Raw genomic sequence first — 13,926 nt, 5'->3', positions numbered from 1 at the left:
CAGAAGACATCTCAAATATTTCACCTTTTCTGTGTTTACAAAAAAGAAGCCCTAATGGGCTTCTTGATTCTGCCGATTGCAGGGATCGAACCTGTGACCTACGCGTTACGAGTGCGTTGCTCTACCAACTGAGCTAAATCGGCTGTTACCCTTTTAGTATAGCACTCTGAAAATAGATGTCAAGAAATTTTCATCACCATTAGAAAAGCCTGTCCTGAGACAAGGCTTTGAGTTTCTTCCTTTTACGAACCCGCACTTTCGTAGGCGTCTAAGCCCCTATCCCATAGTTTCAAAGAAATGACAAAAAAGACAAGGGAAATTAGAATCAAACCACCGATATTAAAGAAGACATCCTTATCCTGCAAGAAATAGCTGGCAGGATAATAGGCCGTAAAGGCGAAAGGTACAATAAAGCTAATTAACCAACGAAGGACCGAATTGTAAATGGAAATCGGATACTTGGCAAAGTCATTAAACATATAAAAAATGTAAATCATGGCTCCTGACTGCTTGGTCCAAAAGGCGATACTGGCTGTCGCGATTTTCAAGGAAGTATAGATCAAGGTCGCAAAAGGAATGCAGACTAGAAAAATCAGGAATTTTGGAAGAGTCCAAGCAATGCTTGATACTGTTGTCCCTAGTAAAATGCCACCGACCAATAGTTCGCCCAGGGCATCAATCTGAAAGGTCTCGACTAGGATGTGAAAGAGAGGATTGATAGGACGAGTCAGATACTTATCAAACTCTCCCTTTCGGACTAAGCGTTGTCCCAGTGCCCAGAGATTATCAAAAAAGAGATGATCCAATCCCTTGGGAATTAAGGAAAATCCATAGATAAAGGCAATCTCTTGGAAGGTCCAGCCTTCTAGGGATGGAATGTGTTGAAAGATGACATTGAGAAACAAGAGGTTCAGGCCTTGAGTCAGAAAAACTCCTAACACGCCCACCACAAAATCGACCTTGTATTCCATGATTTGCTTGATGTATTGTCTGATAAAAATCAGATGCATGCGTTGATATTTTTTCATACTAACCTCCCTGAATGGTGATGAATGACTGGACTCGTTTCCAAATCAGCTGAGACAAGCCCATCATCACTAAGAGCCAGAAAAACTGTAGCAAGAGTGCCTGAAGAATCTGACTGGCATCGTATTTCCCAACAATGATCATGACTGGAGTGTAGATCAAAGATGAGAAAGGCAAGAAGGAGAGAATAGCTGAAACAATCTTTGGAAAGAAAGCCAAGGGAATCAAACTTCCAGACATAAAGGCCACTATGGAAGTCTTGAGTAGATTAGAGCCCCATAAATTTTTAAATACAAAGGCTGAAAATCCAAAGCAGATATTAAAGAAAAAGTTAATCAGATAAGCCAGAGTTAAGCTAAAAAGATAAAGGACAGGTAATCCCAGCACTTCTACCATCCCTTGCCCAGATAAGATTTTCATCAAGACAATCACACTCAAGAAAGGAAGTCCGACACTGACAAAAATCAACCACTTGGACCCAAGCTCGGTAAAGAGGTAAGAAGCCGCAAAATGCACTGGTCTCAACAAGCGCATGATAATGGAACCATCCTTGACCTCCTCCCCAATCATAAAGGACGAATCTGACCTAGTCAGAAGATTGGTCACAAAACTCATAATGATGTAGAGGGTGATATCTGCCATACTAAAGCCCTGAATCAAAGACTCTTGCGAAGAATCAAAGACAGCCTTCCAGAGATAAAAAGCCACAAAAGCCCCCATGACATCGCCAATCCGATAGAGAATAAAGTTGACTCGATAGGTGATCAACTCCTGAATCCCTGCATTGATAAAGGGTTTATAACGTCTCCACAATTTGACCATCTTAGAGCTCCTTTCGATAGAAGCGACGGATAATATCCTCGATATCTGTATCCACCATCTTCAAATCGCGGATTTCAAAATCAGACAGGGTTTGCTTGATAATGTCAGCTGTCTGGTAGCGTGAACTATCGAATTCAATGTTGAGACTATTCCCTTGTCTATCAATGGTCATATCAGGCAATCCTTCATAGTCAGAAAAGAGATGACTTTGCCCTGGCACCAATTCAAAGGAAAGAGTCTTCATCTTGCCAAATGTTTCCTTGAGCTGGCTAACCGTTTCATCAAAAATCTCTTGCCCCTTGTCAATCATAAAAATCCGATCACAAAGTTGCTCAATATCGCTCAGGTCGTGAGTGGTCAAGAGAATAGTGGTCTCTTCCTCCTGATTGATCTGGGTAATGGCCCGACGAATATTATCCTTGACCGAAACGTCTAAACCAATGGTCGGCTCATCTAAAAAGAGAACCTTGGGATTGTGGAGCAAGGAAGCCGCAATGTCCGCCCGCATCCGTTGACCTAGTGAAAGAGTCCGCACTGGGTCTTTGATAAAGTCCTTCAAATCCAAGACTTCATTCAAAAAATCCATGCGTTTATGAAAGAGCGAGTCTGGCACATCGTAAATCTCTTTCAAGACCGTGTAGGTTTCTTGCAGCGCCAGATCCCACCATAACTGGGTGCGTTGCCCAAAGACCACCCCAATATCCTTGACATAATCCTGACGATTGTCCTGAGGAATCTTGCCATTGATTCGACAATAGCCCGATGTCGGTTTCAAAATTCCTGTCAGCATCTTAATGGTTGTCGACTTCCCAGCACCATTAGCTCCGATAAAGCCTAAAATTTGGCCCTTGGGTACCTCGAAGGTCAAATCTTTAACCGCTTCAAAGGTCTGCTTCTCAGGATGAATAAAGGAGCGCAAAGCACCCTTCAAACCTGGTTCCTTTACTGTCTTCACAAAATTTTTCTGAAGATGTTCCACTTCTATCATTGCCATAAATCTCTCCCTATAGCAAGGAATAGCAATATTGTATTTTTAACTACAAATATCTAAATCCTTACTTTCTACAACTTCTACATTTTATTACTACAAAAGGCTTTATACCAACCCATTATAGCCCAATAAAAAATAGAATGCAAGCGTTTGCCTGAAGATTATGAAATTAGAGATTTCACTCTTAAAATAATAGTTTTAATCAAAAATTCTGGTTTAATAGTTTCCTTAAAACACAAAAAAACCTGCCCAATGGGCAGGTTCTGTTTATATTGTTCAGCTAGATTATGCTTTACCTTCTGAACATAAATCATTTATTTACTATACTTCCTCATACAATAAAAAGAGCTATATTCAGGTATTTTTCTACCCATACTGTATTAGAAATATGCTTCATTATTCCCTTTAGTTCTTAAAAAAGTGTGGCAAAATAGGGGCAAAATCTTAGGTTGAATTTGCCATAAAACCTAGTATAGACAGCAGAAATTTGGAGAATATTGAATAAGCTTTTTCTGCAGTGAATATGAATCCTACTAACAAACTGGAACTCTTCCTATAAAACAGAATTTTATAAGATCTTTAAATACCTTTTGTTCTTCAGTGCTAGATAAATAAAGATCTAAATCATGCTTTCTATATTCGACTACAGCTTCTTCGAAATCTCTATAAAAACCATGTGATGACAATTGGACATCAGTGTTATTCAGAACAGATACTAATAGACTATAACAATTAGAATGATTTCTTAGCTTAAGAGGTAAAACATTCTGAGAAAAATTCTCCTCATATTCGATAATTTCAGATTCTGAAGGATAAATTACATCTTGAAGAAATTTACTATTATTATATAGCCAAAATCTAGCTTCATCAATCCCTCTAGCCTTAACGATAGACAAAAGAAACTTGTCTAGAAGTTGAATATTATCATACCCTATGATATCAATTATTTTTTTCAAAGTTCGATATCTAATTTCAGGAGGTAAAACAGAGAACAATGTCAAGATATTTTTGTCTGTTTTTAAATTCAGACCATATTTCAAAAAATATTGTACAAATAAATAAGAAAATAAATCCCAAATGGAGTCTTCGGTTATACTCAATTCATCTACATTAGCATCCGATATATTTGCTGTATGAGTGTATTTATTGCCTAATTTTCTTAACCTATCTATAGTTTTTTCAAAATCCTTGACTAGTCGTTTATCTACCTTTTTATACCTTTCTGTTACTTTAAACTTTTCATTTTTTTCATGAGTAGTTATATCTCCCAGATTCATGGGTTCTCCTGCTCCCAAATCCAAAAATTTGCGAGCTAATAACTCTGTCAATTTTCTGAGTAATATTATCCTACCTCCCATACTGATAGTTGAATAATATATATCTGCAATTAAATCAGATAAAACTAATTCATAATCGTAATTTTTAAAAGGAGCAATTGCCATAATTCGACCTCTCTAAAATGGGATATAGTAACACTCTAATACCATAAAATTGCAGAAGGATGTGCTTATTTTTTCTTACTAACTCAGACTCCTTTTGACAAGTTTATTGGCTTGATATCTAATAATACTTTATCTATGGATAGACAAAAGATATATCATACTTAATTATTTATAATTTAATATGAGAAATTTATTTATCAACAGGAAGCTCGTTACCATTTTTAAATAAAATTTGATTATATTTATTTCCCCATCTATTCATTTCAACTACTACTGGTTCTAAAGTTCTCCCAAGTTCAGTTAGTGTATACTCTGTTATCGGAGGCATGATAGAGTAAATATCTTTATGAATAATTTTGTCCAACTCCAATTCTTTAAGTTGCAACGCTAACATCCTTCTAGAACAACCGGGCATTAATTTTTCTAATTCGCCAAATCGACAAATTTTATTATTTAATAAGTGAAATAATATTACGCATTTCCATTTGCCAGAAATTACTTGGAGAGTGGTTTCTACTGGACATCCATTAGCACAATCATAAATTTTTCTTACCATAATCTACCCATCTTTCTATCTTAAGTTACTAAAATATCACTAGTTACAAAAACTTCAATATTGTTATTTTGCAGTATTTGCCTATAATTAACATTATACCAAATAAAATAAGGAAAGGAAATTGAACTATGGCAACTATGAAAGGGGTCGGATTATACAGATATTTACCTATTGATGATAAGAGAAGTTTTGAAGACGTTGAGTTAGATAAACCTTTTGCTAAAGGAAAGAACTTACTTGTTGAGGTTAAAGCGATTTCAGTAAATCCAGTAGATTATAAAGTTAGATCTCCAAAAAGTAAAGTCGAAGAATCCCCGAGAATCTTAGGATGGGATGCTTCCGGAATTGTCTCAGAGGTAGGGGATGATTGCGAGTTGTTTTCTGTTGGCGATGAGGTATTCTATGCGGGAGATTTAACAAAATCGGGGTCCTATGCTGAATATCAACTTGTAGATGAGCGTATTGTTGGGAAAAAACCAAATACTTTATCTTTTGAAGATTCTGCGGCCTTACCCTTAACTTCCTTAACAGNATATGAGGGTTTATTTGAAAAATTAAAAATCCCATTTGATAAAAGCAAAAATTATGCTAAGAGTATATTAATCATCGGAGCAAGTGGTGGAGTAGGATCAATAGCTTGTCAGTTAGCTCATAATGTAGGGTTAACTGTTATTGGAACTGCTTCCAGAGATGAAAGTAAAAAGTGGGTTTTGGAGCATGGAGCTGAATTTGTAATTAATCATTTTGAAGATATGGATAAAGAGCTTAATGAAATTGGATTCTCAACAGTTGATTACATTTTCTGTTTAAATAATACTGAAAAGCATTGGGATTTTATGGTAAAAGCTATTAAACCTCAAGGAAAAATCTGTTCTATTGACGAAACTAAAGAAAAAGTCAATTTGTCTGCACTACAGTCTAAAGCAGTTAGTTTTTCATGGGANTTTATGTTTGCAAAATCAATGTGGCAAACAGAAGATTTGATTAGTCAACATTATATTCTTAATCAAATTGCAGATATGATTGATAATGGAGAGCTAAAAACGACGGTTACAAAAAGATTATCTCCAATGAATTCAATAAACATTAAAGAGGCTCACAGGCTTCTAGAAACCGGTCGAACCATAGGAAAAATTGTTATCAGCAATTCAAAAGAGTAAAAAATTAGAATTAATTAATGGAGAAAGAATAAATAGGTATAATGAGTCTCGTGTAATTAAAGATAGCATAGTAAAGCAATAGGTCTGTGAATTTTCCAAGAACAGATTAGGCTTTTATTTCATAGAAAGGGATATTCCCTGAAAAAGTAAAATGATTGTCAGCACTACCTGTCTTAAACTTGTAAAATTGCTTTGATATAATAGAAATGAAGTAAGCAAATGTAAGAATTTGCTACATTATTTTTAGTGCCTCTATCTCCAATTTTATTAATTGCTTGTTCTAACCAATCAAGTAATTCTTTAGATGGTGAATACTACCGTCAATTGAAACAAGAACAAGACAAAAGAGCCTAGAAAAAAGGTATTACAACTTGGTAATACCTTTTTGGGGTGCTATTTGATACGAGCCCATGTTTTCTCAATAAGATTGTACTCAGGTGAGTAGGGAGGAAGTGGTAAAGGTTTATGCCCAAACTCTTCATAAGAGCTCTAGCTTACCCATTCTATGGAATCTTGCATTATCCATAATAATAACTAATGGTGTATTTAATATTGGTAGGAGAAACTTCTGAAACCAAGCTTCAAAAAAGTCGCTCGTCATCGTCTCTTCGTAAGTCATTGGAGCGATTAACTCACTATTTGTTAGACCTGCAACCAAAGAAATCCTCTGATATCTTCTTCCAGATACTTTACCTCCTATTAACTGACCTTATAATGAGCGACCGTATTCTCGACAAAAATAAGTATCGAATCCCGTTTCATCAATATAAACAGGTGCTAAGCGCTTTAAACTATTAATTTTTTTGAAAGTTCTATCATTCATTTAGCTACTCAGCATTCCTAAAAAATTAGATGTTCCAATTTACTTTGGGAAAGACAGTGATTTCCTTTGAAAACAGGCGTAAAGTTATTATATTCGTTCGCCAAGGGTAGTCTTAGAATAATTACATTAATTTAGCAACTTTGGATATAGTAGTCTTAAGTATATTCTCTATAAAAGAAAACACAAAAACCCACCCAATGGGCAGGTTCTGTATGTATTGTTCAGCTAGATTATGCTTTACCTTCTGAACCGAATACGTCGATACGTTCTTCAACAGCTTCTGTAATTGCTTCGAAACCTGGTTTCAAGAATTTACGTGGGTCAAAGAGTTTCTTCTTATCGTATTCTGCTTCGTTTGCTTCGTATTCAGCAACAAATTTACGAGTTGCGTTAGCAAATGCGATTTGGCATTCAGTATTAACGTTAACTTTCGCAACACCAAGTTTGATAGCTGCTTGGATTTGGTCATCAGGAATACCTGAACCACCATGCAATACGATTGGGAAGCCTGGAACTGCTTCTGTCAATTTTTGCAAGTGATCAAGGTGAAGACCTTTCCAGTTTGCTGGGTAAGGACCGTGGATGTTACCGATACCAGCTGCCAAGAAGTCAATACCAGTTGCAACCATTGCTTTAGCATCTTCAATTGGAGCCAATTCGCCATCACCAATGATTCCGTCTTCTTCACCACCGATAGTACCAACTTCAGCTTCTACTGATACGCCGTTTGCATGAGCAAATTCTACAACTTTACGAGCTTTTTCAAGGTTTTCTTCAACTGGAAGGTGTGAACCGTCAAACATAACTGAAGTATAACCAACTCGGATACATTCAAGTGCATCTTCATAATGACCATGGTCAAGGTGAATAGCAACTGGTACAGTAATTCCCATTGATTCTACAAGGTTTTCGATGAGAAGTTTACATACTTTGTAACCACCCATGTATTTCGCAGCACCCATAGAAGTTTGGATCAAAACTGGAGCTTTTTTAGCTTCTGCTGCGCGCAAGATAGCTTGAGTCCACTCAAGGTTGTTTGTGTTAAATCCACCAACTGCATAACCGTTGTCACGAGCTGCTTGGACAAATTTTTCTGCTGAAACGATTGCCATTTTATCAGGCCTCCTGTATATTTTTATGGGTCAACCCATTTACATTGTTCATTTTATCACTTTTTGATAAAAAAAGCTAGTTTTTCCCATGCTTTAGATTGAATTTCTTCTAATCCGATTAATGTAAACCCTTTCTTTTTTAATCTTGGCTAACTCTAGGAAAGCGTATAAAGAAAGTCAAGCGATCATCCTGCCTTTCAAAACGATAAGGCAATTTCTNATGTTCTAATAAACTTTTGACCACAAAGATCCCCATTCCCGAACCCTTGGCCTTACGACTAGCATTGTCAGAAAAAGACTGGGCCAGTTTTTCTTGTTCTTCAGAACTACAGTTATTCTCGATAAAGAGTTCTCCTTCTCTATCGCCAATGCGGACCAGGCCACCTGGAGTGGAGTGCTTGATGGCATTACTGATGAGATTCGATAGGATTAGTTTCATGACAGATGGATTTATGTAAGCCTGCTGATGGGTTAGGCTAATGTCTACATGAAGTTCTCTCTCCTTAGCGAGCAAGGCATAATCCTTGACCAGACTTTGCGTCATCTGAAGGAGGTCAACCTCTTCTTTCTCCTCTCGAATTTCCTGCACAGAAGAGAGAGAAAGTATTTGGAGAACGTGGTGACTGAGGTCGTCCACAATCCCCAAGGCTACTCCCAGATAGTGGTCTCTATTCTTGTAACGACCGATATTTTCTTTCATATTTTCGATTAGGATTTTGAGACTAGCCAGAGGGGTTTTCAGCTCATGAGAGGCCCCTCGTAGGAACTCAACCTTCATCTTCTCCAGCTGGAGAATAGCTTCATTCTTGTCATGCAAGTCCGCAATGACTGTCAAAAGATGCTGGTAGAGGCTATTGATTTGTTCCTTAAGATCACCAATCTCATCCTTAGAGTCCACGCGCAATCGTACTTGATCATCCAGATCCATCATCCGACGGGTCACCCGCTTGATTTCCAAAATCGGGGCAACAATGGTCCTAGCATAGATATAGGCTACCAAGAGGGAAATCAGAAAGGATGCCAACAAGGTATAGGGGAGAAACTGAAGACTAATCTGCTCTGCTTCCTTTTGCAAATCCATAGAAGCTAGAAACTGGAGAGTCATAGTTCCACCATCTTGCGTTTTTACCTCGCGTTCTTCAATGAAGAGTGAAGTTGTCTGACGAGCTGTATCTAGTGGAAAATTATCCTTAACCTCTAACTTGTCCTCAGTCATCTCACCCTTAACAGACCCTTTGATATCACTGGTCTGGGAATACAAGTCTAACACTTGCTCGATACTCTGCCTATCCTTTCCGTCAAGGGACTGGGCAATGGCTGTCGCTTTCTGGCCAATGGTTTCCTGACGATGACTTAGATAAGTTGATGGAAAGAGAAAATAAATGGCTAAATGAAGACAAATAACCAGAACACTAAAAATCGAGAAGGTATAGATAAATATTTTAGTAAATAGACCTGTTCGTTTCATTTTCGCTCCAATTTATAACCAACATTGCGCACAGTGAGGATACAATCCAAGTCTAGCTTTTTCCGCAGTTCCTTGATATAAACATCAATGACACGGTCAAAGGGGACCTCATCTGTCACCTTCCAGACGGCATCAATAATTTGAGATCGAGTCAAGGCCCGTCCTTCATTTTTTACCAGATAGTCCAAAATCTCCAACTCTTTGGCATTGATAGCTACTTCTTGACCTGCTAGGCTTGCACTGTAACTCTCAAAATCCACCTTGGTATCCTTATAGGAGAAGATTCGTCCCGTATCGTAGTAGCGCTTGAAAATCGCGTCTACCCTCACTTTTAAGAGGGAGAGGGAGAAGGGTTTTTCCAGATAGCCATCTGCTAGCGAAGCAAAGGCACTCATCTTGTATTCCTCATCCTGAAAGGCAGTCAGCATCAAGACAGGAACCTGACTGGTTTTACGAATCTCGGCTAGGACTTCTAGGCCATTAAGCTTGGGCATCTGGATATCCAGTAGTACTAGAGCAATTTCATAGCTGGAAAATTTTTCCAGAGCTTCCTGACCATCTGCTGCTTCAACGGTTTCATAACCACAATCCGCCAAATAATCACTGATCCCCTCACGGATCATCTCTTCATCTTCTACTATTAGAATTTTCATAGAAAAACCTTTCACATTTCTTTAATTTTCTTTTAAATCATCTCTGTTTCATCCTGAAAGGAAAGGCTTTATACTCTTCGAAAATCTCTTCAAACCACGTCAACGTCGCCTTGCCGTACTCAAGTACAGCCTGCGGCTAGTTTCCTAGTTTGCTCTTTGATTTTCATTGAGTATTAGGGAAATGAAATACATAAAAATGCTACCTATATTATACCCCATTTAGGGGAGAATAGGTAGCAAGTTTGTTATTCGCTATCGAGCAAGAGCTCTTTTGGTTGTTTTCTGAGGAGATTGCTTGAAGCAAGCGCCATAACGAGAACCACTAGAACTAAGGCAAGGACAAAGACGATGATAAAGTCTGATGTCTGAATGGAAATGTCTAGGTTCGACAAGGTCTTGCTAAAGCCATCTACTTCTGCACCACCACCAAGGTTAGAGGCTTGAGCTGCCTTGCTGGCTTGCTTGGCAACACCTGAAGTAACATTAGCTAGAACAGTATTTCCGATTGCACGTGCTGTGTAGTTAGCTAGGAAGTAAGCAGAAACGAGAGCAGGGATGGCAATCAAGATCGATTCAGTGATGAATTGACCCAAAATACTTGCCTGCTTGAGACCGATAGAGAGGAGAATTCCCACTTCCTTGCGACGAGCATTGATCCAAAGGCTAAGCAAGAGGGCAAGGAGAAGAACTGAGAAGCTCAAGCTACCCCAGAAGAGGAGGTTGGCCATCTTGTACATACCAGAGATAGATTGCTCAAGAGCTGGGTAGTTAGAGGAGCTCTTCACAAGTGTGTAGCTCTTCCAGTTGATACCACTGATACCATTCAACTCTTTCATGACGTCATCCAAGTTCTTGTCTGCTGTTACAAAGAAGGTTGCGTCCCCATAAATAGCTGTGTCTTCTGTGTATCCATAAAGTTTTGCAGCAGTGTGAATGTCTGTGATAGCTGTGTTTTCATAGAGTTCTTGTGAGTAGGTTACTGCTGACTTATTGTGGCCATCAAAGAGTCCCTTGATTGTCACTTCGACTGTTTCCTTGGCACCTTTTTCATTGTCTGCATCATAGATATTAGAGTCCAGTTTGACCTTATCTCCAACTTTCCAGCCGTGTTTAGCAGCCAAGTCCTTGTGCATGAGGATCTTGTCTTTGTCGTCGTTGGTTAGGTGCTCACCTTCGACTAGCTTATATGAACCAGAGACAAATTTATCTTCTTTGGAAGAGTCATTGACACCTGTAATCATCAAACTGCTTCCAAACCGTTTGGCACGGTCTGCAGTGAGATTTTTCTTGGTTTCTGGCGTTTCAATCAGGTCATATCCAGTCAAATCTCCGATAGCATTGATGCGTTTAACATAAGACTCGATGGCCTTGTTTTCGGTGATTTTTTTGATATCCTCACCCTTGATATTCCCAGAACCACGTGGCGTTCCTTGATTGACGCGACGATTGATTTGCATGGAGAAGCTATTGGTGATATTTTTAAAGGTCTCCTGAGAAGCCTTGGCTGTAGCTCCCTTGATCGACAAGCCGACCAAACTCAAGCTCGCCATGAGGAGAATAATCAGGAAGATAACAATCGATTTGAAAAACTTCCTTGTAACATAGGCAAATGCGTTGTGTAACATAGGTTCCCTTTCTAGATTTGATTTCATAATTCTATCAAAACAAGCTCATCTTATTTTGTAGTATTGCGAGTTTCAGTCAGTTTCTTATCCTTCAATTCAAGTGTAATATCTGACGCTTGTGCCACTTCTTTACTGTGGGTGACGACGATCACACATTTACCTGTTTTCTCGGCAAGTGATTTGAGCAGTTCGATAATATCTCCAGCAGTTTTAGGGTCCAGATTTCCTGTTGGCTCATCAGCTAGAATAACTGGAGCTTCTGAGACCAAACTGCGAGCAATGGCAACACGTTGTTGTTGCCCACCTGATAACTGGAGAACATTCCGCTTGATCTGGCTTTCATCCAGACCAAGTTCAAGAAGAGTATCCTTGCTGGCCTTTTTGTTGACCAAGCGGATATTTTCCAGCGGAGAAAGATAATCTATCAAGTTATAATTTTGAAAGACCAGGGAAATATGGTGCATGCGATGATAGGAATATCCCTTATTCCGAATGTCCTCTCCTTGGAAAAGGATAGAACCTTCAACAGGACTATCTAGACCAGCCAGTAGGGACAAGAGAGTGGATTTTCCTGCTCCTGACTCACCAATGATACTATAAAACTTTCCGGGTTCAAAATTATACTTGATCTGATATAAAACTGCCTCAGCAGTGTTCTTATAACGGTAGGTAACATCTTGCAATTGTAATAAAGTCATGATTTCTCCTTCTTATACTCAATGAAAATCAAAGATCAAACTAGGAAGCTAGCTGCAGGTTGCTCAAAGCACAGCTTTGAGGTTGCAGATAAAGCTGACGCGGTTTGAATTTGATTTTCGAAGAGTATTAACTAATAGATGATAAAATTTCTTTCGGCGATTTTCTAAATAAGAATAGGAAACAAAGGGCTACAGACAAGCAACCAATCAGGAGCAGAAAGACATAGGATTCTGCAAAGGATAGGAGACTGGTTGATAGACCACTTGCTTTGGCTAGTGTGTCTTGTAAGGTTGCTTGATCTCCACTGGCTAGTACAGTTTGGAGTAGATAGGATGTGATGGCATTTCCAGCGATAAAGGATGGAAGCAAAGCTCCAAGAGATACCAACACCACCTCTAAACAGAACTGTAGGAAGATTGAGCTCTTGCCTTTTCCAAGTGCCAGTAAAATCCCTACTTCGTAGACCCTTTCTCTCAACCAGAGAGACAAGACCAAAATTAAGGCTCCAGCTCCTGCTATCAACATCCCATAAAGGAAGATAGTGAGAAAGGTTTGGAAGGTTGCTACTGAGTCCTTGATTTGTTCAAAGGCCTTGTTTTCCTTCTCTACTTGGTAGCCTTGATTTTCCAAGGCCAAGTTTTCCACCTGCTTCATGAGTCCGTCCATTTCCTTAGGATTTTCTACATAGAAGCGCGCTGCACTGACTTGAGGTTCACTATTTCCTAAAAGAGTTTGGCTACTTTCATAGTCTGTAAATACTTGGTTTTCACTGAAGTCAGAGGACAAGCCTGTGAATTTCTCTTGTTTTTTACCAGAAAAGATGCCGACAATTTCAAACTCAACTGTTTGCCCTTTCCCAGCTTCGGATTGACCAGCATCCAAGCGAATCTTGTCATGAAGCGAAAGACCGTTCTTCTTAGCCAACTCTTCGTGAATAAGGATTTTCTTAGAATCTCCTTTTTGAAGGTGTCGCCCTTCTTTTAGATTGAAAGCCGAACTGGTGAAGGTGACATCCTTGGATGAATCCTCAAGAGCCATTAAGCTCACTAAATTCTTGTCCACAGCGGACAAATCATCACGTTCAACGCTCTGCTCACCACTCACCGCTTCCTTGTCTTTTAATTTTGCGACCGTCTCGAGTTCAGGAGAGACATTTTCCAGCCCCTTAATCTTGCTCACGGATGCTAGATTAGACAATTTGAAGGTCTGTCCATTTTCTATCTTTTTGATAGAAAACGAAGTATTGAGTGATTTGTAAAGATTGCTTTCTACTGTTTTGTTGGACTTCATCAGAGTCAAACAAGCTGAAATTCCGGCCAATAGGACCAATAAAATCAGAAATAAAATAAAACTTCTCAGTCGTTTTCTGCTGACATAAGCCCAAGCTCTTTGGATTGGATTCATTTGTCACCTCCATATTTGTAAGACTATTATAAAATCCAAATATGAAATGTTTATGAAATCGAAAAATTTTTTTGAAAAAAACAAAAAAGCTAACGAACGCTAACTTTTCTCCTATAGAATGCATTTTACCAATCAAAAATATACT

12 protein-coding genes, 1 tRNA gene and 1 pseudogene are annotated in these 13,926 nt (G+C 38.7%); 1 reads left to right on the top strand and 13 read right to left on the bottom strand.

Annotation, left to right across the window (positions count from 1 at the left end; all coding sequences use genetic code 11):
- Positions 1 to 70 precede the first annotated feature (70 nt).
- The 6 genes from D8847_RS08250 to D8847_RS08220 all read right to left on the bottom strand — a co-directional run bounded on the left by D8847_RS08250 (position 71) and on the right by D8847_RS08220 (position 4,837).
- Positions 71 to 143, bottom strand: a tRNA-Thr gene (locus tag D8847_RS08250).
- Positions 144 to 242: 99 nt separating this feature from the next.
- Positions 243 to 1,028 (bottom strand): ABC transporter permease, encoded by a 786-nt coding sequence (locus tag D8847_RS08245; protein ID WP_125841246.1) that lies wholly within the window; start codon positions 1,026 to 1,028, stop codon positions 243 to 245.
- Position 1,029: 1 nt separating this feature from the next.
- Entirely contained in the window at positions 1,030 to 1,848 is an 819-nt protein-coding gene (locus tag D8847_RS08240) for an ABC transporter permease (RefSeq protein ID WP_125841245.1), read from the bottom strand.
- Between the two features lies 1 nt (position 1,849).
- Complete coding sequence (locus D8847_RS08235) at positions 1,850 to 2,842, bottom strand: ABC transporter ATP-binding protein (RefSeq protein WP_125841244.1); 993 nt, start codon at positions 2,840 to 2,842, stop codon at positions 1,850 to 1,852.
- Positions 2,843 to 3,372: 530 nt separating this feature from the next.
- Positions 3,373 to 4,281, bottom strand: coding sequence for a hypothetical protein (locus tag D8847_RS08225; RefSeq protein ID WP_125841243.1), 909 nt, complete (start codon positions 4,279 to 4,281; stop codon positions 3,373 to 3,375).
- A gap of 190 nt (positions 4,282 to 4,471) precedes the next feature.
- Positions 4,472 to 4,837: a winged helix-turn-helix transcriptional regulator gene (locus D8847_RS08220; protein WP_125841242.1), complete on the bottom strand. Its 366-nt coding sequence runs from the start codon at positions 4,835 to 4,837 to the stop codon at positions 4,472 to 4,474.
- 128 nt (positions 4,838 to 4,965) lie between these two features.
- On the opposite strand from D8847_RS08220, the gene D8847_RS08215 reads away from it, so the two are divergent.
- On the top strand, positions 4,966 to 5,997 hold the full coding sequence (locus D8847_RS08215) for a zinc-binding alcohol dehydrogenase family protein (protein ID WP_125841241.1): 1,032 nt from the start codon (positions 4,966 to 4,968) through the stop codon (positions 5,995 to 5,997).
- Positions 5,998 to 6,317: 320 nt separating this feature from the next.
- Here the strand turns inward: D8847_RS08215 and D8847_RS08210 are convergent.
- The 7 genes and pseudogenes from D8847_RS08210 to D8847_RS08180 form a co-directional block, all read right to left on the bottom strand.
- Positions 6,318 to 6,787 (bottom strand): annotated as a pseudogene (locus tag D8847_RS08210) (IS630 family transposase); the annotation flags it as partial.
- 263 nt (positions 6,788 to 7,050) lie between these two features.
- Positions 7,051 to 7,932: a class II fructose-bisphosphate aldolase gene (locus D8847_RS08205; RefSeq protein WP_001019007.1), complete on the bottom strand. Its 882-nt coding sequence runs from the start codon at positions 7,930 to 7,932 to the stop codon at positions 7,051 to 7,053.
- A gap of 139 nt (positions 7,933 to 8,071) precedes the next feature.
- Positions 8,072 to 9,400, bottom strand: coding sequence for a sensor histidine kinase VncS (vncS, locus tag D8847_RS08200; protein ID WP_125841240.1), 1,329 nt, complete (start codon positions 9,398 to 9,400; stop codon positions 8,072 to 8,074).
- Positions 9,397 to 10,053, bottom strand: coding sequence for a response regulator transcription factor VncR (gene vncR, locus D8847_RS08195; protein WP_045617489.1), 657 nt, complete (start codon positions 10,051 to 10,053; stop codon positions 9,397 to 9,399). Before vncR ends, vncS begins: the two co-directional genes overlap by 4 nt.
- A 245-nt stretch (positions 10,054 to 10,298) precedes the next feature.
- Entirely contained in the window at positions 10,299 to 11,678 is a 1,380-nt protein-coding gene (gene vex3, locus D8847_RS08190) for an ABC transporter permease subunit Vex3 (RefSeq protein ID WP_000903001.1), read from the bottom strand.
- 50 nt (positions 11,679 to 11,728) lie between these two features.
- The gene (gene vex2, locus D8847_RS08185) at positions 11,729 to 12,376 is read right to left on the bottom strand and encodes an ABC transporter ATP-binding subunit Vex2 (protein WP_000173735.1); all 648 of its coding nucleotides are present in this window, start codon (positions 12,374 to 12,376) and stop codon (positions 11,729 to 11,731) included.
- Positions 12,377 to 12,503: 127 nt separating this feature from the next.
- Complete coding sequence (locus D8847_RS08180; RefSeq protein ID WP_125841239.1) at positions 12,504 to 13,781, bottom strand: ABC transporter permease; 1,278 nt, start codon at positions 13,779 to 13,781, stop codon at positions 12,504 to 12,506.
- Between the last annotated feature and the right edge of the window lie 145 nt (positions 13,782 to 13,926).

The organism is Streptococcus mitis, assembly GCF_003942795.1.
GTDB lineage: Bacteria > Bacillota > Bacilli > Lactobacillales > Streptococcaceae > Streptococcus > Streptococcus mitis_BJ.
The sequence above is the reverse complement of the archived record's forward strand: the minus strand, read 5'-3'. Positions and strand labels throughout refer to the sequence as shown.

What these genes read in the sequence shown, in the direction of transcription:
- D8847_RS08235 (WP_125841244.1), bottom strand. Translation starts at nt 2,842, where the DNA reads ATGGCAATGATAGAAGTGGAACATCTTCAGAAAAATTTTGTGAAGACA.
- D8847_RS08180 (WP_125841239.1), bottom strand. Translation starts at nt 13,781, where the DNA reads ATGAATCCAATCCAAAGAGCTTGGGCTTATGTCAGCAGAAAACGACTG.
- D8847_RS08205 (WP_001019007.1), bottom strand. Translation starts at nt 7,932, where the DNA reads ATGGCAATCGTTTCAGCAGAAAAATTTGTCCAAGCAGCTCGTGACAAC.
- vncR (WP_045617489.1), bottom strand. Translation starts at nt 10,053, where the DNA reads ATGAAAATTCTAATAGTAGAAGATGAAGAGATGATCCGTGAGGGGATC.
- D8847_RS08225 (WP_125841243.1), bottom strand. Translation starts at nt 4,281, where the DNA reads ATGGCAATTGCTCCTTTTAAAAATTACGATTATGAATTAGTTTTATCT.
- D8847_RS08240 (WP_125841245.1), bottom strand. Translation starts at nt 1,848, where the DNA reads ATGGTCAAATTGTGGAGACGTTATAAACCCTTTATCAATGCAGGGATT.
- D8847_RS08245 (WP_125841246.1), bottom strand. Translation starts at nt 1,028, where the DNA reads ATGAAAAAATATCAACGCATGCATCTGATTTTTATCAGACAATACATC.
- vex2 (WP_000173735.1), bottom strand. Translation starts at nt 12,376, where the DNA reads ATGACTTTATTACAATTGCAAGATGTTACCTACCGTTATAAGAACACT.
- D8847_RS08220 (WP_125841242.1), bottom strand. Translation starts at nt 4,837, where the DNA reads ATGGTAAGAAAAATTTATGATTGTGCTAATGGATGTCCAGTAGAAACC.
- vex3 (WP_000903001.1), bottom strand. Translation starts at nt 11,678, where the DNA reads ATGTTACACAACGCATTTGCCTATGTTACAAGGAAGTTTTTCAAATCG.